Below are 26,585 nucleotides of genomic sequence, written 5' to 3' on the forward strand. Positions count from 1 at the left end.
GGAAGGCGTACGGACGTCATGGCTCAGCAGGACACCGATCAGCAGCGCGCGGGCGTGCTCCCCGTCGATGACGAGGGGTACGTGATCGACACGCAGGACTGCGAGGAGCGCGAGGCTGCCTGGCGGGAGCGGGGGACCTCGCGGCCGATCACGGTCGTCGGGAACCCGGTGCTGCACAAGGAGTGCAAGGACGTCACCGACTTCGGCGACGAGTTCCAGCAGCTCGTCGCGGACATGTTCGCCAGCCAGCGCACCGCCGAGGGCGTGGGCCTCGCCGCCAACCAGATCGGCGTCGACGCGAAGGTCTTCGTCTACGACTGCCCCGACGACGAGGGCGTCCGGCACACCGGCGTCGTCTGCAACCCCAGGCTCGTCGAGCTGCCCGCCGACAAGCGCCGCCTGGACGACAGCAACGAGGGCTGTCTGTCGGTGCCCACGGCGTACGCGCCGCTCGCCCGGCCCGACTACGCCGAGGTGACCGGGCAGGACGAGAAGGGCAACCCGATCAAGGTGCGCGGCACCGGATACTTCGCACGGTGTTTGCAGCACGAGACGGATCACCTGTACGGCTACCTCTACATCGACCGGCTCTCCAAGCGCGAACGCAAGGACGCGCTGCGGCAGATGGCCGAGAACGAGCCCCGCTACCCGGTCGTGGCCAACGACTGAGACCTCAGCCGCACCGGGCGCACGGCGTCTGTTCGGGTTTCCCACCCGAACGGGCGCCGTTCGTCTGTTCCGTTCGCCTGTCCGTCGCACGTTCGATCGCATCTGCTCTTCAGGTGATCCCCCAGTAGCCACACAACGGGATGTTCCCGGCACTGTGGGGTAGTGAATGAAGCAAATGCGTTCCCAGAACGGTCAGTTGTAGTGCTGAATGGGATGAGCGGGGTATGCAACGGCGCACGCCCGGCACGAAGGGAGGGGCGCTCGCGCCGACTGGCGGCTGAGAGGGGTTAGTTCGTGCATGCTTTGTCACACGGCACCACACCGACACCGGTCACGATCGCAGTTCCACCTTCGCTCTCTCTCCCGGTGATCGAGGCGGAGTTTCCCCGGCAACTCCACCCGTATTGGCCCAAGTGTCAGGAGAAGACCCGGGCCTGGCTGCTCGAAAAGCGGCTCATGTCGGCGGACAAGGTGGAGGCATATGCCGACGGCCTTTGCTACACCGACCTCATGGCCGGGTACTACATCGGCGCCTCCGACGAGGTCATGCAGGCGATCGCCGACTACAGCGCGTGGTTCTTCGTCTGGGACGACCGTCACGACCGCGACATCGTGCACGGCCGTCCTGTCGCCTGGCGGCTCCTGAGGGACCGGCTGCACACGGCCCTCGACTCCCCCGAGGAGCACCTGCACCACGAGGACCCACTGGTCGCGGGGTTCGCCGACAGCGTGCTGCGGCTGTACGCGTTCCTGGGCCAGACGTGGAACCTCCGGTTCGCCCGGCACTTCCACGCGGTGATCGACGCCTATGACCGGGAGTTCCACAACCGCACCCAGGGCATCGTCCCGACGGTCGAGGAATACCTCCAACTGCGCCGGCTCACGTTCGCGCACTGGATATGGACGGATCTGCTGGAGCCGACCGCCGGCTGTGAATTCCCCGACGCCGTGCGGAACCACCCGGCGTATCGGCGGGCGGCGCTGCTCAGCCAGGAATTCGCCGCCTGGTACAACGATCTGTGCTCGCTCCCGAAGGAAATCGCGGGCGACGAGGTGCACAATCTCGGAATCAGCCTCATCACCCATGAGGGGCTGACTCTGGAACAGGCCGTCGCGGAAGTCAGGTGCCGAGTCGAGAAAACCATCACGGGTTTCCTCGAAGTCGAGCAGGAAGCGTTGCGGTTCGCCGACGACCTCGCCGACGGATCCGTGCGGGGAAAGGAATTGAGCGCCGCCGTGCGGGCCTGCCTGAGCAATATGCGGAACTGGTTCAGTTCCGTCTACTGGTTCCACCACGAGTCCGGCCGGTACATGGTCGACAGCTGGGACGACCGGTCCACGCCCCCGTACGTCAACAACGAAGCGGCAGGTGAGAAATGACCGTCGAGTCTGTGCAGCCCGAAACCCCGCCGGCCCTGGAGCTGCGGGAGCCGCCCCGGGCGGGCGGAGGCGTCCCCGTGCTCGGGCACGGCTGGAAGCTGGCCCGCGACCCGCTGGCCTTCATGTCCCGGCTGCGCGAGCACGGCGACGTCGTGCGGCTGAAGCTCGGGCCGAAGACGGTGTACGCGGTCACCACCCCGGCCCTGACCGGCGCCCTGGCGCTGAGCAACGACTTCATCATCGCCGGACCGTTGTGGGAGTCCCTGGAGGGTCTGCTCGGCAAGCAGGGCGTGGCCACGGCGAACGGCCCGCGCCACCGGCGCCAGCGGCGCACCATCCAGCCCGCCTTCCGGCTCGACGCCATCCCCGGCTACGGCCCGATCATGGAGGAGGAGGCACACGCGCTCGCCGAGCGCTGGAAGCCCGGCGAGACGATCGACTGCACGTCGGAGTCCTTCCGGGTGGCCGTGCGCATCGCGGCCCGCTGTCTGCTGCGCGGCGACTACATGGACGAACGGGCGGAGCGGCTGTGCGTCGCCCTCGCCACCGTCTTCCGCGGGATGTACCGGCGGATGGTGGTCCCGCTCGGACCGCTCTACAACCTGCCGCTCCCGGCCAATCGCGAATTCAACCGGGCCTTGGCCGATTTGCATCTCCTCGTCGACGAGATCGTCGCCGAGCGCCGGGCATCCGGTCAAAAGCCGGACGATTTGCTGACGGCATTGCTCGAGGCGAAGGACGAGAATGGCGACCCGATCGGGGAACAGGAGATCCACGATCAAGTCGTCGCGATCCTCACCCCCGGCAGCGAAACCATCGCCTCCACGATCATGTGGCTCTTGCATATGCTCGCGGAGCACCCCGAACACGCCGACCGGGTGCATGACGAAGTGCAAGCCGTCACCGGTGGGAGGCCGGTGGCATTCGCAGACGTCCGAGGACTCAGGCACACCAACAATGTCGTCGTCGAGTCCATGCGTTTGAGCCCGGCCGTCTGGATTCTCACCCGCCGGGCGGTGCGGGACACGGAACTCGGTGGATACAGTATTCCGTCCGGGGCGGACATCATCTACAGCCCGTACGCGATCCAGCGCGATCCGAAGTCGTACGAGCGGCACCTGGAGTTCGACCCCGACCGCTGGCTTCCGGACCGGGTCACCGACATCCCGAAGCACGCCATGAGCCCCTTCAGTGTGGGCAACCGCAAGTGCCCCAGCGACCACTTCTCGATGGCCCAGCTGACGCTGGTCACGGCGGCGCTGGCGACGAAGTACCGCTTCGAGCAGGTGCCGGGCTCGAAGGACGCCACCCGTGTCGGCATCACGCTGCGGCCGCACGACCTGCGGGTGCGGCCGGTGGCGAGGTGAGAATCCCCGGGCTCAGGCCGCCTCGGGGCCCCTGAACGTCCGCCGGTAGGCGTTCGGGGTCGTCCCCACCGCCCGGACGAAGTGGTGGCGCAGTGTGGCCGCGTTGCCGAACCCCGTTCGGCCGGCGATGGCGTCCATGGTCTCGTCCGTCGCCTCCAGCAGCCGCTGGGCCAGCAGCACGCGCTGGCGCAGGATCCAGCGGTAGGGAGTGGTCCCGGTCTCCTGCTGGAAGCGGCGGGCGAAGGTGCGCGGGGACATGTGGGCGTGGATGGCGAGCTGCTCGACGGTGACCTCCTCGTCGAGATGGCGCTCCATCCACGCCAGCACCTCGCCGATCGTGTCGCCCTCGGGGTGGGGGAGGGGGCGCTCGATGTACTGGGCCTGGCCGCCGTCGCGGTGCGGCGGCACCACCATCCGCCGGGCGATCTTGTTGGCGACCTCGGTGCCCTGCTCCTTGCGCACCAGGTGGAGGCAGGCGTCGATGCCGGCGGCCGTGCCGGCGGAGGTGATCACCGGGTCCTCGTCGACGTAGAGCACGTCCGGCTCGACGACCACGCCGGGGTACAGCCGGGCGAGGTCCGTCGCGTGCTTCCAGTGCGTGGCGCACCGGCGGCCGTCCAGCAGTCCGGCCGCGGCCAGCACGAAGACACCGGAGCAGACGCTCAGCACGCGCGCCCCGCGGTCGACCGCGCGGCGCAGCGCGTCCAGCAGCTCCGGCGGGAAGTCCCGGGACGCGTAGCTGTGCCCCGCGGGCACGGCGATCAGATCGGCCGTCTCCAGCCGCTCCAGACCGTGCTCCACCTGGAGCGAGAAGCCCGAGTTCATCCGCAGGACCGGGCCCTCGGCCGAGGCGACGGCGAAGTCGTAGACCGGCAGGCCCTCGTCGCTCCGGTCCGTGCCGAAGACTTCGCACACCACACCGAGTTCAAAGGGGTTCACGCCGTCGAGGAGGGCGACGGCCACGTTCTGCAGCATGGATCCAGTGTGCCTCGTCCTTGGCAGGAATTCGAGGGTCTACGGCAGTACTGCCACTGACGGTAAGGAGTAATCGGCGCGACAGTGGTGTCCATGAACACGAACCAGATCGAAGCACTCATCGGACTGTCCGCCACCTTCGGGATCCTGGTCCTCCTGATCCTCCCGTCCGTGATCGGCCTGGTGCGCGAGCGGCGCATCGACCGTCAGATCCGGGAGGCCCAGGAGGCCCGCGGAGAGCGTCCGGCTCAGAAGTCCTCGTCCAGGTCGACGGTGCCCTCCACCGCCACCTGGTACGCGGAGGGCCGCCGCTCGAAGAAGTTGGTCAACTCCTGAACCCCCTGGAGCTCCATGAACGAGAAGGGGTTCTCCGAGCCGTGGACCGGAGCGAAGCCCAGGCGGGTGAGCCGCTGGTCGGCGACGCACTCCAGGTACTGCCGCATCGACTCGGTGTTCATGCCCGGCAGGCCGTCACCGCACAGGTCGCGCGCGAACTGCAGCTCGGCCTCGACGGCCTCCCGGAGCATGTCCGTCACCTCCTGCTGGAGCCGGTCGTCGAACAGCTCCGGCTCCTCCTTGCGGACCGTGTCGACCACGTCGAAGGCGAAGGACATGTGCATCGTCTCGTCGCGGAACACCCAGTTGGTGCCGGTGGCCAGGCCGTGCAGCAGGCCCCGGCTGCGGAACCAGTAGACGTAGGCGAAGGCGCCGTAGAAGAACAGGCCCTCGATGCACGCGGCGAAGCAGATCAGGTTGAGCAGGAACCGGCGGCGGTCGGCCCGGGTCTCCAGCCGGTCCAGCTTCTCCACCGAGTCCATCCACTTGAAGCAGAACGACGCCTTCTCGCGGATGGACGGGATGTTCTCCACGGCGGCGAAGGCCGCAGTGCGGTCCTCCGGGTCGGGCAGATAGGTGTCGAGCAGCGTCAGATAGAACTGGACGTGCACGGCCTCCTCGAAGAGCTGACGGCTCAGATACAGCCGCGCCTCGGGGGAGTTGATGTGCTTGTACAGCGTCAGCACCAGGTTGTTCGCGACGATCGAGTCGCCCGTGGCGAAGAAGGCCACCAGCCGGCCGATCAGGTGCTGCTCCGCCGGTGACAGCTTGGCGAGGTCGGCGACGTCCGAGTGGAGGTCGACCTCCTCCACGGTCCAGGTGTTCTTGATGGCGTCCCGGTAGCGCTCGTAGAAGTCCGGGTAGCGCATGGGACGCAGGGTGAGCTCGAAGCCGGGGTCGAGAAGGTTCTGGGTGCTCATTACTGGCAGGCCTCGCAGGACTCGGGGTTTTCCAGGGAGCAGGCGACCGCTTCGGGATCCGGGGTGGCCTGCGCGGGGACGGTGGCCTGGGCGGCACGGGCGATGCGGGTCGCCGGGCGCGAGCGCAGGTAGTACGTGGTCTTCAGCCCGGACTTCCAGGCGTAGGCGTACATCGAGGAGAGCTTGCCGATGGTCGGCGTCTCCAGGAACAGGTTCAGTGACTGGGACTGGTCCAGGAACGGCGTCCTGGCCGCCGCCATGTCGATCAGGCCGCGCTGCGGGATCTCCCACGCCGTGCGGTAGAGGGCGCGCACGTCCTCGGGGATCCAGGCGAAGTCCTGCACCGAGCCGCTGGCCTCACGCAGGGCCTCCCGGCTGCGGGCGTCCCACACGCCGAGCCGCTTGAGCTCGTCCACCAGGTAGGAGTTGACCTGGAGGAACTCACCCGACAGCGTCTCGCGCTTGAACAGGTTGGACACCTGCGGCTCGATGCACTCGTACACGCCCGCGATCGAGGCGATGGTGGCCGTGGGGGCGATGGCGAGGAGCAGCGAGTTGCGCATGCCGGTCGTGGCGATGCGCTCGCGCAGCGCCGCCCAGCGCTCCGGCCAGGTCAGCTCCACGTCGTAGTGGTCGGGGTGCAGTACGCCCCGGGCCGTACGGGTCTTCTTCCAGGCCGGCAGCGGGCCGCTCCGCTCGGCGAGGTCGGCGGAGGCCTCGTACGCGGCGAGCATGATCCGCTCGGCGATGCGGGTGGAGAGGGCCTTGGCCTGAGGCGAGTCGAAGGGCAGGCGCAGCTTGAAGAAGACGTCCTGAAGGCCCATCGCGCCGAGGCCGACCGGACGCCAGCGGGCGTTGGAGCGGCCCGCCTGCTCGGTCGGGTAGAAGTTGATGTCGACGACCCGGTCGAGGAAGGTCACGGCCGTACGGACGGTCTCGTCCAGTCGCTCCCAGTCCAGGCCGCCGGTCGATGTGTCGACAAAGGAACCCAGGTTGACCGAGCCCAGGTTGCAGACCGCCGTCTCCCCGTCGCTGGTGACCTCCAGGATCTCCGTGCAGAGGTTGGAGGAGTGGACGACGTGGCCCGGCTCGGCCGTCTGGTTGGCGGTGCGGTTGGCGGCGTCCTTGAAGGTCATCCAGCCGTTGCCGGTCTGCGCGAGGGTGCGCATCATGCGGCCGTACAGCTCACGGGCGGGCAGGGTCTTCCTCGCCAGGCCCTTCGCCTCGGCCGCCCGGTACGCCGCGTCGAACTCCTCGCCCCACAGGTCGACCAGCTCGGGCACGTCCGAGGGGGAGAACAGCGACCACTGCCCGTCGGCGTTCACGCGCCGCATGAACTCGTCCGGCACCCAGTGCGCCAGGTTCAGGTTGTGCGTGCGGCGGGCGTCCTCGCCGGTGTTGTCGCGCAGCTCCAGGAACTCCTCGATGTCGGAGTGCCAGGTCTCCAGGTAGACCGCGGCCGCGCCCTTGCGCCGGCCGCCCTGGTTCACGGCGGCGACCGAGGCGTCGAGGGTCTTCAGGAACGGGACGATGCCGTTGGAGTGCCCGTTGGTGCCGCGGATCAGCGAACCGCGGGCGCGGATGCGGGAGTAGGCGACTCCGATGCCCCCGGCGTGCTTCGACAGCCGGGCCACCTGGTGGTAGCGGTCGTAGATGGAGTCCAGCTCGTCCTTGGGGGAGTCGAGGAGGTAGCAGGACGACATCTGCGGGTGCCGGGTCCCCGAGTTGAAGAGGGTGGGGGAGGAGGGGAGGTAGTCGAGGCGGCTCATGAGCCCGTACAGGGCCGCGACCTCCTCCAGCGCACGGGTGGTGTCGTCCTCCGCGAGGCCGCTCGCCACCCGCAGCATGAAGTGCTGGGGCGTCTCGACGACCTTGCGGGTGATCGGGTGCCGGAGCAGGTAGCGGCTGTGCAGGGTGCGCAGGCCGAAGTAGCCGAAGCGGTCGTCGGCGCCGGTGTCGATCAGGGCGTCGAGCCGGGCCGCGTGCACCCGGACGAACTCGGCGGTGCGGTCGGCGATGAGGCCCTCTCGGTGGCCGACCGCCACGGACTCGGTGAAAGACGTGACGCCCTGCGAGGCGGCCTCCTCGCGGATGCCGATGGTCAGCAGCCGGGCGGCCAGCCGGGAGTAGGCGGGATCCTCGGAGATCAGACCGGCCGCGGCCTCTGTCGCCAGTTCCCGCAACTCCGCCTCGTCCGCGGCGGCGGACCGGCCGCGCAGCGCGGCGGCGGCGACCCGGCCGGGGTCGGCGTCGGGGAGGTCGGCGGTCAGCTCGGTCAGGGTCCGCAGCAGCGCGGTACCGGGAGCGTCCTGCTCCTCCTCGGCGGCTGAGACCGGTTCGGCTGGCGCGATGGTCACGTGGGGCTCTCCCTCGCTCGGCACGGGGCCTCGTCGAGGGCAGGGGGCAGCACACGAGCGCACGCGGCGTCGCGTCCACCGGCCCATTCCACGAGGCCCGGACGTCAGGGCACACCGGCCGGGTGGCCGGGTGCGCTGTCGGCAGGTCCTCGGACTGACGCCCATGCGCCGATATGGGCATGGGTACACCGTTGCGGGACAGTTCCGGATTCGCACCGGATTCCCCTGCGGCGACAGCGAGCATGAGCATACATCTTGTGCCGGGCCGGGTTGGCACCCCCAGATGTTGTGTCGCGGTGGTGTCGGAGCGTCAGCTGATGGATGAGGAGAGTGATCCCTCGGGGCGTGTCCCACCGGGTTGCGGGGCGTGCCTGGAGTGCTTCCATGGAAGTAGGTGCCGGCGCCCGTCAGATCCTCCGCAGCGGAAGTCCTCTCGGAGGGAGCAAGCGCCATGACGAGGGTCGTCCGTCGCACTGCGGGCAAGGAGCGGCCGCGCAACGCGCCGATGGTGACACTGGATCTGCGCCGGGCAGCGAAGCGGACCAGCCGCGGATTCGTCGGCCACTGGCACGGTCTGACCATTCGTCTCGAGGCCCGCCGGGGCACCACCCGCCCCAAGAAGTGGCGCAGGTGGTTCTCCTACACCAACGTGGTCCGGATGGCGTGGGCGGTCGGAGCCCTCGTGGTCTTCGGCTGGATCGGGGCCGGCGTCCACATGCTGCTGGTCACCGGCAGGGAGACCACGGTCGAGAAGTGGCAGCAGGAGCCGGGGGTAGAGGCGCTGGTCAGGTTCGTCGGCCCGGTCCTCACCGCATCGGTCGCCGCCGCGCTCTTCCTGTTCTGGTGGTACAGCTGGAACAAACGGCGCTACCTCGTCAAGGCGCGCAAGGACCCTCATGGACTCGTGCTCACCTCCGGCCACGACGACACGCAGATCGTGGGCCGCGAGGAACTCGCCCAGGTCATCGCGCAACGGCTGAGGGAACGCACCACCCGTCGGCCCTATCTGCTCGTCGGCGGTGTCGGCACGGGGAAGACCGCCGTCCTCGTGCGGCTCACGGAACTGCTGGCCCATGAGCGTGCCGTTCCCGTGCCGATCCGGCTGCGGGACGCCGACGGCGAGGCCGATCTGAACTTCGAGCGGATGGCCCAGCAGCGGTTCGCCGAGGAAGCGCCCCAGGGCATCCTCGCCCGCACCAAGACCGAGCGTGTCTGGCAGCAACTGCTCGCCGACGACAAGCTGGTCGTCATCGCCGACGGCCTCGAAGAGGCTCTTCTGGACGGCCGTCTCCAGCAGAACCGGGACAACATCATCCGCCGTGCCATCGAACGTGCCTACGAGGAGCGGCTACCGGTGGTCATCGCCTCCCGGCCGCACAGTCCGCTGGACACCACGTCCGCCGCGATCGTGGAGCTGGAACCGCTGAGCGAGGAGGAGGCGCTGGACTTCGTCAAGGCCTCCGCACCGGAGACGGACGAGCGCCGGGTGGACTGGATTGTGGAGACGGCGGAGGTGACCGAGTCGCCCGTCTACCTGCAGATCGCCCGCGAACTCCACCGGCACGGCGCCCTGGAGCGCGACCGCCCGACCGACGACCCCAAGCGCCTGAACACCCGCAGCCGGGATCGCAGCATGCTCCGGCTGTGGCTGCTGGACACCTGGGGCCGTGCCCTGCAGGAGGGCCGACTGCGCGTGGACGTCGCGCTCACGCCCCAGGAGCGCCAGGACACTCTGGAGGTTGTCTCCGCCCTGGCGTGCGTGGGCCTCCTGCAGGACAAGCTGGAAGTGGACTTCGCCGAGTTGCTCGGCCGGGACGCCCACCCCGGCAGAGCCCGGCACGCGAGGACCCAGGCAGGCCACCTGTGGACCCGGGTGCGTGGCACCGACCGGTACGGCAAGCAGGACCACGCCTTCTCCGAGTGGCACCGGGAGAGGATCTGGGAGGCGCTCAGCGTCAGGCTCGGCGACGAGGAGAACAAGCGGCTGCACCGGGGGAACATGACCCAGGCCCACGCCGTCCTCGCCCGTCTGGTGGGCAACGCGGACAAGCTCGGACTGCTGGAGGGCTTCGAGCAGAAGGCGCGCTTCCCGCACAGCATCCTCCAGGCCTACTTCGGCTTCCGTCTGCTGACCCACCTGGACGAGACGGACGTCTGCGAGCTGATCGAGGATGCGCTGCAGCCGCCCGGTCCCGGCCGTGAGCTTCTCGTCATGGTCGTGCTGCTCTCCCGTCGGCGGGCGGCGGAGCGTCCCGCCCGGAACGGCCGGGTGGGCTGGCACAAGGGCAGGGAGGAGCTGTTGCGGCGGGTCCCGGCGCTGGGGCGCGCCCCGTCCGAACAGCTCTGCGCGGCAGCACGGCAGCGACTGGAGGACCCGAAGAGCCTCGACCTCTACGCCGCTGCCCTCGAAGTCGAAAGCGTGGACGCGGACTTCAGACGGCTGAGCGACATCGTCGACAGGGTGGCGGCCGACTGGCCGGCCATCAAGGGCGACCAGCGCTCCCTGGAGGACGCGAAGCGGAGGTTGCTCAAACAACTCGGCGCCGCGCTGCGGGAGGCTGCAAAGAAGATCGACACCACTTCGCTGTACGAGCGGCTCTTCCAGATCGGCATCGCGGAGCCCTCGTACTCCATACGACTGGCCGCCGCCCAGGAGTTCGGCAGCGGCGGCAACGAGGCGTTCGCCGTGATCCGCAAGCGCGTCGGTCTCAACAGCGACCCCATCGAGGAGTACAACGACAAGATCCGTGACCTGAAAGCCGAGAGGACGAAGAACTTCGAGGCGTGGACCGTCCGTATGGGGCAGGCCCGGTCCAGCCGCTGGTCCACTCGGGTCGCCTCCTCGACGTCTCCCGAACGGCTGCAGGACGAGCGGGAGGAACTCAACCGGCGGTACGAGAGCGATCGGGTGGAACTCCTACGGGAGTTCGTGATGCGGGCCTGGATGCTGCCCATGCTCCTGGGGTCGGTCGACGACTCCCACCGCGGTGAGGCCGGAGAGCGCCTCACCAAGTGGCTGCTCCATCTCGACCCGGCCCACACCGATGGTGTCCCCGACCTCCCTCTCGCCCTGGAGGTGGCGCTGGCCCAGGGTTTCAAGTACGCGGCCAACCGGCGTCAACGCCATCCGCACACCGACCCGGGCAGACGCGTCGACCTGATACGGCAGGCGGAGACCGTGCTGCAGCAGTCCCGATGCTGGTACACGCAGGTCAGCCTGCTCCAGGCACTGTGCCTGTGGAGGCTTCCGGACCGGCTCGGCCACCACGAGCACGGCGGCCATACCGGAGCGGCGCAGAACGGTGATCACGGCGGGGCACGTGAGCCGGGCACGACGATCGGTGGTTCCACCGCCGTGCAGACCGTGCAGCGCTGGCTGGCGATGGCCGGCACGGTGAACGCCCCGCCCGGTGGCGACGGCGATTCGCCGCGGCGGCTTCTGCACCCGTTCGTCGCCGAGGCGGGCGATCTGGTGGCCCTCGCCCTGGAGACCGGGCAGCCCGAGCGCTTCCTCTGGATCGACGAGAAGGGGGTCGCCGACAACATCGGCTCCCGCGCGGGGAACTCCGGCGGATACCGCAAGCACAACCTGTGGATCCCGCCCTCGGTCGGCTGGAGCACCCTCGACGGGCGGGCCCAACGTCTCGTCGCCGACGTGCTGGTGCTGCTGAACCTGATCGAACGGGACGGGCGCCCCGACGAGGTCGAGGAGCGCATGATCCGCGCGGAGCAGTCCGGCATGCCGCTTCCGCCGTGTCTCCGTACGAACCGCGAACCGCTGCGGCCCGGCGCGCGGGACGGTACCGCGGCCCCGCCCCAGCCCGGCACCACATGCCTGCCCGACTGCAAGTTCCAGCTCTGCCCGTACCCGCCCCGGGGCGTGCCCCGGGGAGAGATCCGGGAGCCGTTCTGCCGCCAGCAGCAGGCTCTGCTGCCCGGCCGCCTGCGCCGCTTGTTCCCCAGGTTGCTGCGCCGGAAGACACCGCCCTGGGTGAGCATGCGCGTCCGCGAGCTGGACCGCTTCTGGCACGCCATGGCCACACGCACACGCGACTAGGGCACGGGGCGGGCGCGCCACGGGGCGGATACGCCGACGGGCCGCCGGGATGCCCCCGACGGCCCGCCTCCGCTGTGCAGGAATCAGTGCGCGGAACCAGCCGTCGCCGGCGGGAGTTCCACCTGGACCCCCGGGTCGCCCGCGTCCGCCGTGTAGTCCTCCGGCTTGGTCTCGTCGATGCCGTCGGGGGCCTTCAGGGCCTTGAGGACGAAGGTCAGGACCACCGTCACCACCGCGTTCAGGACGAACGCCGTGAGGCCGATGTAGCCGATCTCGCCGATGCCCGGGATCTCCTTCGCGGAGCCGCCGAAGTGCTTCTGGGTCGGGGAGGCCACGCCGTACGCGGCGACCGTGCCGTAGATCATGCCGACCGCCCAGCCCGCGAGCAGCGCCCAGCGGTGGAACCAGCGGGTGAACAGGCCGCCGACCAGGGCCGGGAAGGTCTGCAGGATCCAGATGCCGCCCAGCAGCTGGAAGTTGATGGCGACCGTCTTGTCCATGGTGAGGACGAAGGCCAGCGCGCCCACCTTCACCAGCAGGGAGACCAGCTTGGAGACCTTGGTCTCCTGCGCCGGAGTGGCGTCCGGCTTGATGAAGTCCTTGTAGATGTTGCGGGTGAAGAGATTCGCGGCCGCGATGGACATGATGGCCGCGGGCACCAGCGCGCCGATGCCGATCGCCGCGAACGCCACGCCCGCGAACCAGTCCGGGAACATCGTCTCGAACAGCTGCGGAATCGCCAGCTGCCCGTTCTGCACCTTGATGCCGGCCGCGATCGCCATGAACCCGAGCAGCGCCAGCAGACCCAGCATCAGCGAGTACAGCGGCAGGATCGTGGTGTTGCGGCGGATCACCTCACGGCTCTTGGAGGACAGCGTCGCCGTGATCGAGTGCGGGTACATGAACAGGGCCAGGGCGGAGCCCAGCGCCAGCGTGGCGTACGTCCACTGTCCCGGCTCGGCCGGTGTCAGCGCACCGCGCGGCGCGCCCGTCGCCGGGTTGGTCTGGCCGTACGCCTCACTGGCCTTGGCGAAGATGTCGTCGAAGCCGCCCAGCTTGATCGGGATGTAGATGATCGCCACCGCGATGACGATGTAGATCAGCGTGTCCTTCACGAACGCGATGAGCGCGGGGGCCCGCAGACCCGAGGAGTAGGTGTACGCCGCCAGCACGCCGAACGCGATCAGCAACGGCAGGTCCTTGATGAACCAGTTGGTGTTCTCGCCGCCGCCGACGCCCATCACGTCCAGCACGGCCTGGATGCCGACCAGCTGGAGCGCGATGTACGGCATCGTCGCCAGGATGCCCGTCACGGCCACCGCCAGCGACAGGCCCTTCGAACCGAAGCGGCCGCGCACGAAGTCGGACGTCGTGACGTAGCCGTGCTTGTGGGACACCGACCACAGGCGGGGCAGGAAGGTGAAGATCAGCGGGTAGACCAGGATCGTGTACGGCACCGCGAAGAAGCCGGCCGCGCCCGCCGCGTAGATGGCCGCCGGCACGGCGACGAAGGTGTACGCCGTGTACAGGTCGCCGCCGAGCAGGAACCAGGTGATCCAGGTGCCGAACGAGCGGCCGCCCAGGCCCCATTCGTCCAGGCTGTTCTCGTTCTCGGCCTTGCGCCAGCGCGCGGCCAGGAAGCCCATGACCGTCACGGCCAGGAAGAAGAAGATGAAGACGCCGAGCGCGACGCCGTTCACGCCGTCCTTCACTGCGACGCACCGCCCTTCGCGGCCGAGCGGGCGCGCTGGTCACGCTGCCACAGCTTGAAGGCGGTCATCGTCAGGACGCTGGAGATGAGCACCCACGCCATCTGGTACCAGTAGAAGAACGGGATCCCGATGAAGGCCGGGTCGGTCTTGGCGTACGAGCCGACCCACAGCAGGGCCACGAACGGTGCTATGAGGCAGACGGCGATGACGACGCGCATGGGCGTCACCACCGGCCCTCCACCGGCTTCTGGGGCTTGCGACATCAGGCGGCTCCGTCCCCTTGGTGATCACCTGTGCAATGCGCAGGCAATCTAGGTCAGGGCGTGCCCATAGCGGAACCCCTCGTTCGCAATGCGGTACCCAACCGAAACCAGGCCTCGGCAGTGACTCGAGCGGCCAGGTTTCCCTAGTCGGCGGGCCGCTTCAGCCGCGCCACGAACTTGTACCGGTCGCCCCGGTAGACCGACCGCACCCACTCCACCGGCTGGCCGCTGCGGTCCAGGGAGTGCCGGGAGAGCATCAGCATCGGCAGCCCGACGTCCGTGCCGAGCAGGCCGGCCTCGCGCGGGGTGGCCAGGGACGTCTCGATGGTCTCCTCGGCCTCCGCGAGGTGGACGTCGTAGACCTCGGCCAGCGCCGTGTAGAGGGACGTGTACTTCACCAGCGAGCGCCGCAGCGCCGGGAAGCGCTTCGCGCTCAGGTGCGTGGTCTCGATCGCCATCGGCTCGCCGTTGGCCATGCGCAGCCGCTCGATGCGCAGCACGCGCCCGCCGGGCGTGATGTCGAGCAGCCCCGCCAGGCGGTCGTCGGCGGTGATGTAGCCGATGTCCAGCAGCTGAGAGGTGGGCTCGAGACCCTGGGCGCGCATGTCCTCGGTGTACGAGGTCAGTTGCAGTGCCTGCGAGACCTTGGGCTTGGCGACGAACGTGCCCTTGCCCTGGATGCGCTCCAGCCGGCCCTCGACGACCAGTTCCTGCAGCGCCTGGCGCACGGTGGTGCGCGAGGTGTCGAACTCCGCCGCCAGGGTGCGCTCGGGCGGGACCGGCGTGCCGGGCGCCTGGGTCTCCGTCATGTCCAGCAGGTGCTTCTTCAGGCGGTAGTACTTGGGCACGCGCGCGGTACGGACGGGCACCCCGTTCTCGTTCTCCGCACTGCTGACGTCGGTGCTCATGCTCCGCCTTCCCGGCTGGGTCTGCCGACACGATCCCACTTGTATACCGTCGGCGCCTCTTTTGGTCTAGTCCACCAATCACTGTGGTCTACCCGCAGTATGCCGTGTCCATCCGGGTTTTCGCTGACTTCTTACTTAAAGGTTCCTGCATATGTAGGTCGCATAACGGCTGGTCAGGGCCGTATCGCGACCCTTGACAGGCTTCATGGTCTGGTCCAAGCTCCCCGTACTGGTCTACACCATTGGTCCAGGCCCGGCCCCACGTTCACTGCGGGGAGCCAGGGGGGTTGTGGGATCCCTGAGGAGGGTGGCGTGAAGCGCAAGCTGACAGCCGCGATCGGTATCGCGGGCATGATGGTCTCCATCGCGGCGTGCGGCGGCGAGGGCGGCGGGGGTTCCGACAAGGGCGCGGACGCCAAGGAGCTGACCGTCTGGCTCACCGTCGACGCGCAGAACAACTGGCCGGAACTGGTGAAGGCCGCCGACGCCGCGGTGAAGAAGAAGCACCCCGGCGTCAAGATCAACCACGAGTACTACGGCTGGCCCGACAAGAACGCCAAGCTCGACGCCGTCCTCGCCACGGACAAGGTCCCCGACGTGGTCGAGATGGGCAACACCGAGATGCTCGGCTACATGGTCAAGGGCGCCTTCGCCCCGCTCGACCAGGCCAAGTTCGACAACTCCGACGCCTGGCTGGACGGCCTCAAGGCCTCCGTCACCTACCAGGACAAGACCTACGGCGTCCCGTACTACGCCGGCGGCCGCGTCGCCAACTGGCGCAAGGACGTGGCGGCTTCCGTCGGGGTGAAGTCGGCGCCCAGGACGTACAAGGAACTCACCGCCGCCCTGGACAAGATCCAGAAGAAGCAGGGCGACAAGTACAACGCCTGGTACCAGCCCACCCGCGACTGGTACGCGGCCATGTCCTTCGTCTACGACGCCGGCGGCGCCATCGCCACCGAGTCCGGCGGCCAGTGGAAGGCCTCCCTCTCCTCGCCCGAGTCCCTCAAGGGCCTGAAGGAGTTCAAGAACGTCGTCGACTCCTACATGCACGGCGACAAGACCAAGGACGAGTCCGACCGCTACATCGTCTACGGCCAGGGCAAGTCCGCCATGATCTTCGCGGCGGCCTGGGAGGGCGCGACCGCCGAGGACCCCAAGAACGACAAGACCGGCAAGCTCAAGGGCAACCTCGAGAACTTCGTGATGCCCGGCCCGTCCGGCAAGAACATGCCCGTCTTCCTGGGCGGCTCCGACCTCGCCGTGCCGGTGAAGTCCGACGCGCAGGCCCTGGCCGCCGAGTGGATCAACGCCCTCACCGGCTCCTCCGGGCAGAAGGGCCTGATGGCCAAGGGCAACCTGCCCAACAACAAGACCGACCTCGCGACGCTCAAGAACGACCCTAAGACGGCGGTCCCCGCCACCGCGGCCGAGTCCAACTGGTTCGTCCCGATGGCCCCCGGCTGGGGCCAGGTCGAGAAGGCGCAGATCCTGCAGACCATGCTGCAGAGCATCGGCACCGGCAAGAAGTCCGTCGAGGCCGCCGCCAAGGACGCGGACGCCGCGATCGACAAGGTCATCAACACCAAGTGACCTGCGCGCGGGGCTCCCTGGCCTGCGGAGCCCCGCCGCCGTCAAGACCTGAGGGACCGCCGAGGAGCGCGCGATGAGTGCCGCAGACACCACCACCCCCGCCAAGGTGCCGCCACCGCGGCAGGCACCACCGCCGCCCCCGAAGGACCGGCGGCCCCGCGGGCAGCGCACGTCGGGCGGTGCCTCCGCCCCCTGGCTGCTGCTCGCGCCCTGCCTGCTGATCCTCGCCCTGGTCATGGGCTATCCGCTGGCCCGCCTGGTCACCCTGTCCTTCCAGAAGTTCGGCCAGTCCCAGCTGTGGGGCTTCCAGCCGGCCGAGACGGTCGGGTTCGACAACTTCGCCAAGGTGCTGGGCGACGGCGAGTTCTGGGCCGTCGTCCTGCGCACGATCGTCTTCGCCGCCGGCGCCGTCGTCTTCACCATGGTGATCGGCATGGCCCTCGCCCTGCTGCTCCAGCGGGTCTCCGGCTGGCTGAAGATGCTCATCAACATCGTGCTGGTGGCCAGCTGGGGCATGCCGGTGATCGTCGCCACCACGGTCTTCAAGTGGCTCTTCGACTCCGACTACGGCGTCTTCAACGCGCTGCTCAGCAAGCTGCCCGGCGTCGAGATGATCGGCCACAACTGGTTCGCGAGCGGCCCCGAGGGCCTGGCCGTGATCATGCTGCTGGTGATCTGGGGAGCCGTGCCCTTCGTGGTCATCACCCTCAGCGCCGGTCTCACCCAGGTCCCGAAGGAACTGGAGGAAGCCGCCCGTCTGGACGGCGCCAACTCCTGGGGCGTCTTCCGCTTCGTCACCCTGCCCGTCCTCAAGCCGATCATCGTGATGCTCACGACCCTGTCGGTCATCTGGGACATGGGCGTCTTCCCCCAGGTGTTCGTCATGCGCAACGGCCACCCCGAGCCGGAGTTCCAGGTCCTCAACACCTACTCCTACGACCGGGCGTTCGTGGTCAACGACTACGCCCAGGGCTCGGCCATCGCGCTGATCACCGTCCTGCTGCTGCTCGGCGTGGTCGCCGTCTACATGCGGCAGATGCTGAAGATCGGAGAGGTCGAATGAGCACGCTCCCCGGAGCCGGCCGCCGGAAGTCACGGCTGGGCTGGAACCTCCTCGGCCTCCTGGTCTTCGTCGTCGCCGGCTTCCCGCTCTACTGGATGCTCAACACGGCGTTCAAGCCCGCCAAGGACGCCATCGACCCGGACCCCAGCCTGCTGCCGACCGGCCTCACCTTCGACAACTTCCACCGGGCGCTGGACATCGCCGACTTCTGGGGGCCGGTGGGCCGCAGCCTCGTGGTGTCGCTGGCCGTGGTCGTCATCGGCATGGTCGTCGGGCTGCTGGCCGCGCTCGCCATCTCCCGGTTCGCCTTCCGCGGCCGCAAGATCGTGATCGTGGGCATCCTGGCGGTCCAGATGGTGCCACTGGTCGCCATGATCATCCCGGTGTTCCTGCTGCTCAACGACCTGGGCCAGTACGACCGGCTGACCGGCCTCATCATCACCTACCTGACCTTCATCCTCCCCTTCACCGTGTGGACGCTGCGGGGCTTCATCGTCAACATCCCGAAGGAGCTGGAGGAGGCCGCGATGGTCGACGGCTGCTCCCGCACGGGCGCCTTCCTCCGGGTCGTCTTCCCCCTCCTGGCTCCCGGCATGGTCGCCACCTCGGTCTACGGCTTCATCCAGGCCTGGAACGAGTACCTCTACGCCCTGATGCTGCTCAGCCAGAAGAACCAGACCGCGACCGTCTGGCTCGGCAACTTCACCACCAAACACGGCACCGAATACGCCCCGATGATGGCCGGCGCCACGATGATGGCCGTGCCGATCGTCGCCCTCTTCCTCCTCGTCCAGCGCAAGATGGCCGCGGGCCTGACCGCGGGCGCAGTGAAGGGATGACCTCACCCGATGACGACACTCGCCGACGGCACGGACACGCTCACCCGTGACGCCCTGACGGTCCTCCAGCCCGGCTTCACCGGCACCACCGCCCCCGACTGGCTGCTGCGCCGGCTCGGTGAGGGCCTCGCCTCCGTCGGACTGTTCGGCCGCAACATCGCCTCCCCCGGCCAACTGGCCGCGCTGACCGCCCAGCTGCGGGCCGAGCGCGACGACGTCCTGGTCGCGATCGACGAGGAGGGCGGCGACGTGACCCGCCTGGAGGTGCGCAGCGGCTCCTCCTTCCCGGGCAACCACGCGCTCGGCGCGGTCGACGACGTGGAGCTGACCCACCAGGTCGCCCACGAACTCGGCCGCCGCCTCGCCTCCTGCGGCGTCAACCTCAACTGGGCCCCGTCCGCCGACGTCAACTCCGACCCGCGCAACCCGGTCATCGGCGTCCGCTCCTTCGGCGCCGACACCGAACTGGCCGCCCGGCACACCGCCGCCTACGTCACCGGCCTGCAGTCCGCCGGTGTCGCCGCCTGCACCAAGCACTTCCCGGGCCACGGCGACACGGCCGTCGACTCCCACCACGCCCTGCCCCGCATCGACGTCTCCGCCGACGTACTGGCCGAACGCGAACTGGCCCCCTTCCGCGCCGCCATCGCCGCCGGCACCCGGGCCGTCATGAGCGCCCACATCCTGGTCCCCGCCCTGGACCCGGACCGCCCGGCCACCCTCTCCCGCCGCATCCTGACCGGCCTGCTGCGCGGAGAACTCGGCTACGAGGGCCTGATCGTCACCGACGGCATGGAGATGCGCGCCATCGCCGGCACCTACGGCATCGAACGCGGCAGCGTCCTCGCCATCGCCGCGGGCGCCGACGCGATCTGCGTGGGCGGCGGCCTCGCCGACGACGCGACCGTCCTGCGCCTGCGGGACGCCCTGGTCGGAGCCGTGCGGGCGGGCGAACTCCCCGAGGAACGCCTCGCGGAGGCCGCCGGCCGGGTCCGGGCACTGGCCCGCTGGGCAGGCGCCGCGGGCAGCCCTGCCGAGAGCACCCACGGCACCGACATCGGCCTGCACGCCGCCCGCCGCGCCCTCACCGTGACCGCCGCGCCGGGCCTGGGCAGCCCCGACACCTTCGAGCCCCTCACCGAACCCCCCTACGTCGCCGCCTTCACCCCCATCGCCAACATCGCCGTCGGCGACGAGACCCCGTGGGGCGTCGCCGCCGAGCTCATCAACCTCCTGCCGGGCACGGTGACGGGCAGCTTCTCCGCCGGGGACGGCCCGGAGAAGAAAGCCGGGGAGAGCGCGGGCCGGGCGGCCCTCCAGGCGGCCGGCTCCCGCCGCATCGTCGCCGTCGTCCGCGACGAACACCGCCACCCCTGGATGGCCTCGGCCCTAGACGCGCTGCTGGCGGCCCGCCCCGACTCGATCGTCGTCGAGATGGGCGTCCCCCAGGCGACCCCCCGCGGCGCCCTGCACATCGCCACCCACGGCGCGGCCCGCGTCTGCGGCCGCGCCGCGGCCGAGGTGATCACCGGGGGTCCGGGGGCGTGAGAGCACGGGCGTGAGCCGATGGGCGGGTGGGGCTGTGCCGGCTCGTTCTGAGCACGCACCCCGGCTCGTGAACGGGCTGGGTGAGGGCGTGGGGACTGAGCCGGGGCCCACCCGCAGCCCGTGCAGGGGCCCGGTCCGGTCGTGCGGGCTCGGTTGGGGGCGCCAGCGGCAGAGGTATCCGGCACTCCCGGCGGCCCGCAGCCAGGACCTGGGCGCCCAGGCCCCCGCCGGCAGCCGGCCTCTCGTCCGGATCAAGCGGCGGGAGAGCGGCGGGGAATCGGCGCCGCCGATCCGGTGCGGTGCCGGTGGGGGGAGGCCCTCAGATCCCCTGCCACTCCGGCTTGTTGAGGTACGTGTGCCGGAAGTAGTCCGCCAGCTTCAGCTTCGACGCGGCGGCCTCGTCGACTACGACGGTCGCGTGCGGGTGGAGCTGGAGCGCGGACGCGGGGCACACCGCCGCGATCGGCCCTTCCACCGTCGCCGCGACCGCATCCGCCTTGCCCTCACCGGTGGCGAGCAGCACCAGGTGACGGGCCTCCAGGATGGTGCCGATGCCCTGAGTGATCACGTGGTGCGGCACCTGGTCGATGTCACCGTCGAAGAAGCGCGCGTTGTCGATGCGGGTCTGCTCGGTCAGCGTCTTGATCCTCGTCCGAGAGGCCAGCGACGAGCACGGCTCGTTGAAGCCTATGTGCCCGTCCGTCCCGATCCCGAGCAGCTGAAGGTCCACACCCCCGGCGTCCGACAGTGCCTTGTCGTAGGCCTCGCACGCCCCCTGCACGTCCTCCGCCGTGCCGTCCGGGCCCATGAACTGGTCCATTCCTATCCCCAACGGCTCCAGCACCTCGCGGCGCAGCACCGAGCGATAGGACTCCGGATGTTCGGCGGGCAGCCCCACGTACTCGTCGAGCTGCGCGATCCGAGCCCGGCCGACGTCCGCGGCACGGGAGCGCACCTTCACCGCCAGCGCCTCGTACACGGGAAGCGGCGTCGAGCCGGTGGCCACGCCGAGCAGGGCGCCCGGCTTGCGGCGGAGCAGCTTGGCCATGGCCTCGGCAATGAGCTCGCCGCCCGCCTTGGCGTCCGGGACGATGACAACTTCCACGCTGGGCCTGCCGATCTGAGAGGAGTGCTCAACTGGGACTGGACCCGGGAGGGGTCGTGTGGTTTAGACCAATCTAACAGAGCTGCTCTGTCCCTCCCAGGGTGAAATCTGCTGCTTCCATGCGGGCAGCGCTGCCGTGCCGACCGGGCCACTGAGGCTGCAGCCCCGCCACTGAGTCTGCAGCCCCGGCCCCGGCCGGCCACGGGGTGGGGAATCTGCCCGGCCACGTGCGTGCCTACGTAAGCGATCCCCCCGTCACATCCACCCAACTGCCCGTCACCCACCGCCCCCCGTCCGACACCAGGAACGCCACCACGTCGGCGACCTCGGCAGGCTCGCCCACCCCGCCCAGTGCCGATATCGCCGAGGCCTTCGCCCGGCCGTCGGGGGTGCCGCGCAGCAGTTCCGCCGTGTTGTCCGTGTCGATGATCCCCGGCGCCACTGAATTGACCGTGATGCCCCGGTGCCCCAGCACCTTGGACAGGTCCCGGGAGAAGACGTCCAGCGCGCCCTTCGTCATCGCGTAGGCCACGTTGTCCGGCATCACCGCCGTGCGGGCCAGGCCCGACGAGATGTTGACGACCCGGCCGCCGTCCCGCAGACGCGTCATGCCGTGCTTGAGGATGAAGAACGGCGCCTTCACGTTCACCGCGAAGACCTCGTCGTACTCCTGCTCCTCCAGCTGCCCGATCGGCCGTGTGTTACCGATCGCCGCGTTGTTCACCAGGATGTCCAGCCCGTCCGCGTGCCGGTCGAACTCCGCCCACAGCGCCTCGGCGTCCCCCGGCACCCCCAGCTTCACACCCACCGCGAACGCCGAGCCCCCGGCCCTCTCGATCGCCGCGACCGTCTCCTTCGCCGCCGTCTCGTTCCTGCCGTAGTGCACCGCGACCCGCGCGCCGTCGCGTCCCAGCCGCTCGGCGATTCCTCGTCCGATGCCCCTGCTCGCCCCCGTGACGAGTGCGGTCCTGCCCGTGAGCACGCCCATGGTGGCGCCCCCTTTCCCATTTCTCTAGCGGTCGCTACAAAAATGACCGTACAGCAGCCCGCAGACATTTCTCTAGTGCCCGCTATAAAATGCACCCCATGGTGAACGACGACGGAACCGCCCCGGCCTGCAAGGGGCCCGAGGCCGCGAGCGTGAGAGCCGCCGGGGACGGCAAAGTGAGGACCAAACCCCGCGGCCGCCCCCGCTCCTTCGATCGCGAGACCGCGCTGGAGAAGGCTCTCCTCGCCTTCTGGGAGCACGGCTACGAGGCCACGTCCGTCTCCGATCTCACTCGCGTCATGGACATCGGCGCCCCCAGCCTCTACGCCGCCTTCGGCGACAAGCGATCCCTCTTCGAAGAGGTCGTCCGCGTGTACGGCGCGAGGCACGGATCCTTCACCGACCGTGCTCTCGCCGAGGAGCCCACCGCACGGGCCGCCGTCGAGCGCACCCTGCGCGAGGCCGCCACCGCGTACACCGAACCCGGCCACCCGCACGGCTGCCTCGTCGTCCACGCGGCGGCGAACTGCTCGAACCCCGAGGTGGAGCAGTCGCTGCGGGATCGCCGCAATGCCAACATCGCCGCGTTCGAGAGCCGCATCAGGGCCGACGTCGCCGCCGGCGTGCTGCCGCCTGCCACCGACGCCGCCGCCCTGGCCCGGCACACCGGAGCGATGATCCAGGGCATGTCACAACAGGCACGCGACGGGGCGAGCCGGGAGGAACTGGAGGCGGTCGCGGAAATTGCCCTCTCCATCTGGCCCCGCACAGGAACCCACACGGGTTAGGCTGCCTGCTGGACGCCGGTGCGTCCGACGTGTCGCGGAAAAGACAACAACGAACAGCCTCCCACGCATGGACACCCGCAAGTGGTCTAGTCCACAATGCGTGACGAGAGCGCGTGTGCAACGCGCACCAGCCTCCGTCTTCCCCGCACAGGAGGACGGACCGAGGAACCGAGGCTCTCTGCCCTGACTGCCCCGGCTCCTCATCCTTCGGCCGACCGGGACCGCACACCCCACGGCCGATGCTGCTCCGGGCTGCGGTGCCGGGAGGGTTGAGGGTCCCTCTCAGGCGCCGCGGCCCGCGGGTGTTTCAGGGCCGTACGAACCCCCGGGTACGCTCGCAGACGTGCCCTCCATGAACGAACTCGTACGCCAGCACACCGCACTCGACGACACCGACCTCGAGTGGCTGCACCTGCTGGTCTCGGAGTGGCAGCTGCTCTCCGACCTCTCCTTCGCCGACCTGGTCCTGTGGGTCCCCACCAGCGACGGCACCCGGTACGTCTCGGTCGCCCAGATGCGGCCCAACACCGGCCCGACCTCGTACCAGGACGACATGGTGGGTCACCTCGTGCCGCGCGGCCGGCGGCCGATGCTGGACGCCGCCCTCGACGAGGGACGCATCGTGCGCGAGGGAGACCCCGAGTGGCGCGAGGAGGTTCCCGTCCGGGTCGAGTCGATCCCCGTGCGGCGAGAAGGGCGGGTACTCGGCGTCATCGCCCGCAACACCAACCTCCTCACCGTGCGGACCCCGAGCCGCCTGGAACTCACCTATCTGCAGAGCGCCTCCGACCTGGCCCAGATGATCGCCGCCGGGTCCTTCCCGTTCCCGAACCAGCAGCTCGACATGGACGCCTCGCCCCGGGTGGGCGACGGCCTGATCCGGCTCGACGCCGACGCCATCGTCCAGTACGCCTCGCCGAACGCCCTGTCCGCCTACCACCGGCTCGGCCTCGCCTCCGACCTCGTCGGTCAGCACCTGGGCAAGACCACCGCCGAACTCGCCCCGACCAGGGGCCCGGTGGACGAGGCGCTCGCCAAGGTCGCCAGCGGCTGGGCGCCGCGCGAGTTCGAGATCGAGGCCAGTGACGGGGTCATCCAGTTCCGTGCGATCCCGCTCAAGCCGAAGGGCACCCGCATCGGTTCCCTCGTGCTGCTCCGCGACGTCACCGAACTGCGTCGGCGTGAGCGCGAGTTGATCACCAAGGACGCGACGATCCGGGAGATCCACCACCGCGTCAAGAACAACCTCCAGACGGTGGCGGCGCTGCTCCGTCTCCAGGCCCGGCGTATCGAGTCCGACCGCGGGCGCGAGGCCCTCGAAGAGGCGGTGCGGCGCGTCGGATCGATTGCGATCGTGCACGAGACGCTCTCCCAGAACCTGGACGAGCGGGTGGAGTTCGACGACATCGCCGACCGTGTGCTGGCCATGGTCGCGGAGATCTCCCCGGGCAAGGTCGCGGGCCGGCGCACCGGCCGCTTCGGCATTCTCGACGCCGAGGTGGCCACTCCGCTGTCGATGGTGCTGACCGAGGTGCTGCAGAACGCCCTGGAGCACGGCTTCCGTGAGGGCGACACCGGCACGGTCGAGGTGTCGGCGGTGCGCGGCGGCACTTCCAAGGAGGCCCGACTGCTGGTCACGGTCCAGGACGACGGGGTCGGTCTGCCCGAGGGATTCGATCCGCACACCGCCGGCAATCTCGGCCTGCAGATCGTGCGGACCCTGGTGGAGGGCGAGTTGGGCGGCACCTTCGACATGGTCCCGGCCCCGGAGCGCGGCACCCGCGTGATCCTCGACATCCCGGTGCCGTCGCAGAAGTGACGGAATCGCGGGGCCGGCGGGATCGCGGGGGTAGCGGAATCACGAGGTAGCGGAATCCCGCAGTCCTCGCAAAGGGCCCGGTAAAGCAATGAGCCCCGGGCCACCAAGTGGCCCGGGGCTAAAGCTCGTTGCTGCTTAACTAAGCGCATCGGGGGAACTGCGCGCTGCGGCTCGGGGGCGGGAGATGCGTACGCGCTGTACGCGCCGCCAAGCTCAGGCTGTCAGCAGGGGTGGGTTGTCAGGCGGAGGCCTGACGGGCCCGGTTGCGGGCGGCGCGGCGCTTCATGGCGCGACGCTCGTCCTCGCTGAGACCACCCCAGACGCCGGAGTCCTGGCCGGACTCGAGCGCCCACTGCAGGCACTGCTCCATAACCGGGCAGCGACGGCAGACGGCCTTGGCTTCCTCGATCTGCAGCAGCGCAGGACCGGTGTTGCCGATGGGGAAGAAGAGCTCGGGGTCTTCCTCGCGGCAAACGGCGTTGTGACGCCAGTCCATGGCTGCTACCTCTCCTTGGTATTACGTGCAGGGTTGCTTGTGAATGTGAACGCTTTCACGAATCCCTCAACAAGTGAAGGGCCGACTGCCAGGTTCCCCGGCGAAGGTCCTGTGAGTTGAAGAGGGGTTCTGGTGATCAGTGGAGGCCGGTGTTGCGGGCCGTCTCGATCGCCACGTAGAGACTCGCAAACCTCAGCGGCGGATACAACCCCTTCTGGAAAGTTTTTTTTGATTCTTCGGTGTCGACTAGGTCACAGCCGTACTTCCATGGGGTGGATCCTGGCCTAAACGTTCGAGTGAAAGGACTTTAGCCAGTTCTGCTCACACAATCACACGCAGTGCACGGCGTACGCCTGTGAACGTCACGCTTGTTCGCAGCCCCAGGTGGTCACCGTCCATCTGGAGGGGGAGCGGGACCTTCGAATGCAAGGTGAACTCTGTCAAGTCGTGCAGAGAGGTGGCGTGCTTGCCATGGGGTCCACGCTCGGGGGACGAAGTGAGCAACTGGGTGCCATACCGGGCAACCGCCGCGGTGGACAGGCGGCTGAGACCGAAGAGATCGAGCCCGGTATCGAACGAGGCTTTAGGCGCCGCGTAGATCGGGCGATTGCCCAGAAACGTCCATGGCGAGGTGTTCGAGACTATGGACAGCACCAGATCGGTGACCGGATCCTCGCCGGCCCGCTCCAGCGTGATCGTCCCGTTGCGGCGGTTCGGCTCGCCCAGGAGCTGACGCATCACCTGGCGCACATAGAGGGCATGTGTGGATTTCCTGCCGCGCTCGCGATGCTGCTCCACACGGCCCACCACGCCGGCGTCGAAGCCGAGCCCCGCGTTGAAGGTGAACCAGCGGGACGGCACCGACTCGTCCTCCGTGCCCGGCGTGCCCGAGGTCAGGCCCAGGCCGACGGTTCGCTCGCTGCCGTCGCGCAGGGCGTCCAGCAGGGCGCCGGTGGCTTCCACGGCGTCGTTGGGCAGGCCCAGGGCGCGGGCGAAGACGTTGGTGGAGCCACCGGGGACCACGGCGAGGCCGGGCAGATGCCCCGGGGCGGGGCCGGCGTGCAGCAGGCCGTTGACCACTTCGTTGACCGTGCCGTCGCCGCCGAGGGCCACCACCAGGTCGATGTCGTCACTGTCGGCCGCCTGCCGGCCGAGGTCGCGCGCGTGGCCGCGGTACTCCGTGGTGACCGCCTCCAGCTTCATCTCGCTGGCGAGCGCATGGATCAGCACGTCGCGCGTGCGCGCACTCGTGGTGGTTGCCGCCGGATTGACCACGAGAAGTGCACGCATGACTGGCAGCGTACCTACTGGGTGGTACCGGGCCCATACCGAGGTAGGGATCAGGTAAGAGGACGGGGGTGAACCGCGCCCCGGGGGGCGTGCACGGCGGGGGCTACTCTTC

21 protein-coding genes and 1 riboswitch are annotated in these 26,585 nt (G+C 69.2%); of the genes, 11 read left to right on the plus strand and 10 right to left on the minus strand.

Annotated features, from left to right (window positions below; genetic code table 11):
- Positions 1-18: 18 nt before the first annotated feature.
- The 3 genes from def (at position 19) to IGS69_RS23490 (ending at position 3,416) form a co-directional block, all read left to right on the plus strand.
- Positions 19-669 (plus strand): peptide deformylase, encoded by a 651-nt coding sequence (def, locus tag IGS69_RS23480; RefSeq protein WP_190902504.1) that lies wholly within the window; start codon positions 19-21, stop codon positions 667-669.
- A gap of 294 nt (positions 670-963) precedes the next feature.
- Positions 964-2,049 (plus strand): epi-isozizaene synthase, encoded by a 1,086-nt coding sequence (gene cyc1, locus IGS69_RS23485; protein WP_190902505.1) that lies wholly within the window; start codon positions 964-966, stop codon positions 2,047-2,049.
- Positions 2,046-3,416: a bifunctional albaflavenone monooxygenase/terpene synthase gene (locus tag IGS69_RS23490; RefSeq protein WP_190902506.1), complete on the plus strand. Its 1,371-nt coding sequence runs from the start codon at positions 2,046-2,048 to the stop codon at positions 3,414-3,416. Before cyc1 ends, IGS69_RS23490 begins: the two co-directional genes overlap by 4 nt.
- A gap of 12 nt (positions 3,417-3,428) precedes the next feature.
- Here the strand turns inward: IGS69_RS23490 and IGS69_RS23495 are convergent, their stop codons facing one another.
- Entirely contained in the window at positions 3,429-4,391 is a 963-nt protein-coding gene (locus IGS69_RS23495) for a GlxA family transcriptional regulator (protein WP_190902507.1), read from the minus strand.
- A 93-nt stretch (positions 4,392-4,484) separates the two neighbouring features.
- On the opposite strand from IGS69_RS23495, the gene IGS69_RS23500 reads away from it, so the two are divergent.
- Entirely contained in the window at positions 4,485-4,727 is a 243-nt protein-coding gene (locus IGS69_RS23500; RefSeq protein ID WP_190902508.1) for a hypothetical protein, read from the plus strand.
- Here the strand turns inward: IGS69_RS23500 and IGS69_RS23505 are convergent.
- Together IGS69_RS23505 and IGS69_RS23510 are read right to left on the minus strand one after the other, a co-directional pair.
- Positions 4,640-5,647 carry a ribonucleotide-diphosphate reductase subunit beta gene (locus tag IGS69_RS23505; RefSeq protein ID WP_190902509.1) on the minus strand — a complete coding sequence of 336 codons (1,008 nt, stop codon included), beginning with the start codon at positions 5,645-5,647 and terminating at the stop codon, positions 4,640-4,642. The two genes, IGS69_RS23500 and IGS69_RS23505, sit on opposite strands and share 88 nt — an antisense overlap.
- On the minus strand, positions 5,647-8,004 hold the full coding sequence (locus IGS69_RS23510; RefSeq protein ID WP_190902510.1) for a ribonucleoside-diphosphate reductase subunit alpha: 2,358 nt from the start codon (positions 8,002-8,004) through the stop codon (positions 5,647-5,649). The genes IGS69_RS23505 and IGS69_RS23510 overlap by 1 nt, the downstream gene beginning before the upstream one ends.
- A gap of 123 nt (positions 8,005-8,127) precedes the next feature.
- Positions 8,128-8,254: riboswitch (cobalamin riboswitch) on the minus strand.
- Positions 8,255-8,455: 201 nt separating this feature from the next.
- Here IGS69_RS23510 and IGS69_RS23515 point away from each other — a divergent pair.
- Complete coding sequence (locus IGS69_RS23515) at positions 8,456-12,061, plus strand: NACHT domain-containing protein (RefSeq protein ID WP_190902511.1); 3,606 nt, start codon at positions 8,456-8,458, stop codon at positions 12,059-12,061.
- Positions 12,062-12,144: 83 nt separating this feature from the next.
- On the opposite strand, the gene mctP is transcribed toward IGS69_RS23515, so the two are convergent.
- The 3 genes from mctP to IGS69_RS23530 all read right to left on the minus strand — a co-directional run bounded on the left by mctP (position 12,145) and on the right by IGS69_RS23530 (position 14,944).
- Positions 12,145-13,773, minus strand: a complete 1,629-nt coding sequence (gene mctP, locus IGS69_RS23520; RefSeq protein ID WP_190902512.1) for a monocarboxylate uptake permease MctP — start codon at positions 13,771-13,773, stop codon at positions 12,145-12,147.
- Positions 13,770-14,036, minus strand: coding sequence for a DUF3311 domain-containing protein (locus IGS69_RS23525; RefSeq protein ID WP_190902513.1), 267 nt, complete (start codon positions 14,034-14,036; stop codon positions 13,770-13,772). Before IGS69_RS23525 ends, mctP begins: the two co-directional genes overlap by 4 nt.
- A 143-nt stretch (positions 14,037-14,179) precedes the next feature.
- Positions 14,180-14,944, minus strand: a complete 765-nt coding sequence (locus tag IGS69_RS23530; RefSeq protein WP_031109149.1) for a GntR family transcriptional regulator — start codon at positions 14,942-14,944, stop codon at positions 14,180-14,182.
- Between the two features lie 312 nt (positions 14,945-15,256).
- On the opposite strand from IGS69_RS23530, the gene IGS69_RS23535 reads away from it, so the two are divergent.
- From IGS69_RS23535 to IGS69_RS23550, 4 genes are all read left to right on the plus strand, one after another.
- A complete protein-coding gene (locus IGS69_RS23535) occupies positions 15,257-16,537 on the plus strand; it encodes an extracellular solute-binding protein (RefSeq protein WP_190902514.1) in 1,281 nt (426 codons plus the stop codon).
- A gap of 73 nt (positions 16,538-16,610) precedes the next feature.
- Complete coding sequence (locus tag IGS69_RS23540) at positions 16,611-17,600, plus strand: carbohydrate ABC transporter permease (protein WP_190902515.1); 990 nt, start codon at positions 16,611-16,613, stop codon at positions 17,598-17,600.
- Positions 17,597-18,439 carry a carbohydrate ABC transporter permease gene (locus IGS69_RS23545; RefSeq protein WP_190902516.1) on the plus strand — a complete coding sequence of 281 codons (843 nt, stop codon included), beginning with the start codon at positions 17,597-17,599 and terminating at the stop codon, positions 18,437-18,439. The genes IGS69_RS23540 and IGS69_RS23545 overlap by 4 nt, the downstream gene beginning before the upstream one ends.
- A gap of 9 nt (positions 18,440-18,448) precedes the next feature.
- A complete protein-coding gene (locus IGS69_RS23550; RefSeq protein WP_190902517.1) occupies positions 18,449-19,987 on the plus strand; it encodes a glycoside hydrolase family 3 protein in 1,539 nt (512 codons plus the stop codon).
- Between the two features lie 319 nt (positions 19,988-20,306).
- Here IGS69_RS23550 and nagB read toward each other — a convergent pair whose 3' ends face one another.
- Positions 20,307-21,092 carry a glucosamine-6-phosphate deaminase gene (gene nagB, locus IGS69_RS23555; RefSeq protein WP_190902518.1) on the minus strand — a complete coding sequence of 262 codons (786 nt, stop codon included), beginning with the start codon at positions 21,090-21,092 and terminating at the stop codon, positions 20,307-20,309.
- 235 nt (positions 21,093-21,327) lie between these two features.
- Positions 21,328-22,080: an SDR family oxidoreductase gene (locus tag IGS69_RS23560; RefSeq protein ID WP_190902519.1), complete on the minus strand. Its 753-nt coding sequence runs from the start codon at positions 22,078-22,080 to the stop codon at positions 21,328-21,330.
- A gap of 89 nt (positions 22,081-22,169) precedes the next feature.
- On the opposite strand from IGS69_RS23560, the gene IGS69_RS23565 reads away from it, so the two are divergent.
- A complete protein-coding gene (locus tag IGS69_RS23565; protein ID WP_385863440.1) occupies positions 22,170-22,868 on the plus strand; it encodes a TetR/AcrR family transcriptional regulator in 699 nt (232 codons plus the stop codon).
- Between the two features lie 352 nt (positions 22,869-23,220).
- Positions 23,221-24,687, plus strand: a complete 1,467-nt coding sequence (locus IGS69_RS23570; protein ID WP_190904615.1) for a sensor histidine kinase — start codon at positions 23,221-23,223, stop codon at positions 24,685-24,687.
- Positions 24,688-24,925: 238 nt separating this feature from the next.
- Here the strand turns inward: IGS69_RS23570 and IGS69_RS23575 are convergent, their stop codons facing one another.
- Positions 24,926-25,183, minus strand: coding sequence for a WhiB family transcriptional regulator (locus tag IGS69_RS23575; RefSeq protein ID WP_016639615.1), 258 nt, complete (start codon positions 25,181-25,183; stop codon positions 24,926-24,928).
- A 321-nt stretch (positions 25,184-25,504) separates the two neighbouring features.
- Entirely contained in the window at positions 25,505-26,473 is a 969-nt protein-coding gene (locus tag IGS69_RS23580; RefSeq protein ID WP_190902520.1) for a diacylglycerol/lipid kinase family protein, read from the minus strand.
- Positions 26,474-26,585 lie beyond the last annotated feature (112 nt).

The organism is Streptomyces tuirus, assembly GCF_014701095.1.
Classification (GTDB): domain Bacteria; phylum Actinomycetota; class Actinomycetes; order Streptomycetales; family Streptomycetaceae; genus Streptomyces; species Streptomyces tuirus.

Excerpts from the sequence above, each read along its gene's own strand:
- IGS69_RS23540 (WP_190902515.1), top strand. The coding sequence starts at position 16,611 with ATGAGTGCCGCAGACACCACCACCCCCGCCAAGGTGCCGCCACCGCGG.
- IGS69_RS23545 (WP_190902516.1), top strand. The coding sequence starts at position 17,597 with ATGAGCACGCTCCCCGGAGCCGGCCGCCGGAAGTCACGGCTGGGCTGG.
- IGS69_RS23505 (WP_190902509.1), bottom strand. The coding sequence starts at position 5,647 with ATGAGCACCCAGAACCTTCTCGACCCCGGCTTCGAGCTCACCCTGCGT.
- IGS69_RS23560 (WP_190902519.1), bottom strand. The coding sequence starts at position 22,080 with ATGGGCGTGCTCACGGGCAGGACCGCACTCGTCACGGGGGCGAGCAGG.
- IGS69_RS23530 (WP_031109149.1), bottom strand. The coding sequence starts at position 14,944 with ATGAGCACCGACGTCAGCAGTGCGGAGAACGAGAACGGGGTGCCCGTC.
- IGS69_RS23570 (WP_190904615.1), top strand. The coding sequence starts at position 23,221 with ATGAACGAACTCGTACGCCAGCACACCGCACTCGACGACACCGACCTC.
- IGS69_RS23550 (WP_190902517.1), top strand. The coding sequence starts at position 18,449 with ATGACGACACTCGCCGACGGCACGGACACGCTCACCCGTGACGCCCTG.
- IGS69_RS23500 (WP_190902508.1), top strand. The coding sequence starts at position 4,485 with ATGAACACGAACCAGATCGAAGCACTCATCGGACTGTCCGCCACCTTC.
- IGS69_RS23490 (WP_190902506.1), top strand. The coding sequence starts at position 2,046 with ATGACCGTCGAGTCTGTGCAGCCCGAAACCCCGCCGGCCCTGGAGCTG.
- IGS69_RS23580 (WP_190902520.1), bottom strand. The coding sequence starts at position 26,473 with ATGCGTGCACTTCTCGTGGTCAATCCGGCGGCAACCACCACGAGTGCG.
- IGS69_RS23575 (WP_016639615.1), bottom strand. The coding sequence starts at position 25,183 with ATGGACTGGCGTCACAACGCCGTTTGCCGCGAGGAAGACCCCGAGCTC.
- IGS69_RS23565 (WP_385863440.1), top strand. The coding sequence starts at position 22,170 with ATGCACCCCATGGTGAACGACGACGGAACCGCCCCGGCCTGCAAGGGG.
- def (WP_190902504.1), top strand. The coding sequence starts at position 19 with ATGGCTCAGCAGGACACCGATCAGCAGCGCGCGGGCGTGCTCCCCGTC.
- IGS69_RS23515 (WP_190902511.1), top strand. The coding sequence starts at position 8,456 with ATGACGAGGGTCGTCCGTCGCACTGCGGGCAAGGAGCGGCCGCGCAAC.
- IGS69_RS23495 (WP_190902507.1), bottom strand. The coding sequence starts at position 4,391 with ATGCTGCAGAACGTGGCCGTCGCCCTCCTCGACGGCGTGAACCCCTTT.
- IGS69_RS23525 (WP_190902513.1), bottom strand. The coding sequence starts at position 14,036 with ATGTCGCAAGCCCCAGAAGCCGGTGGAGGGCCGGTGGTGACGCCCATG.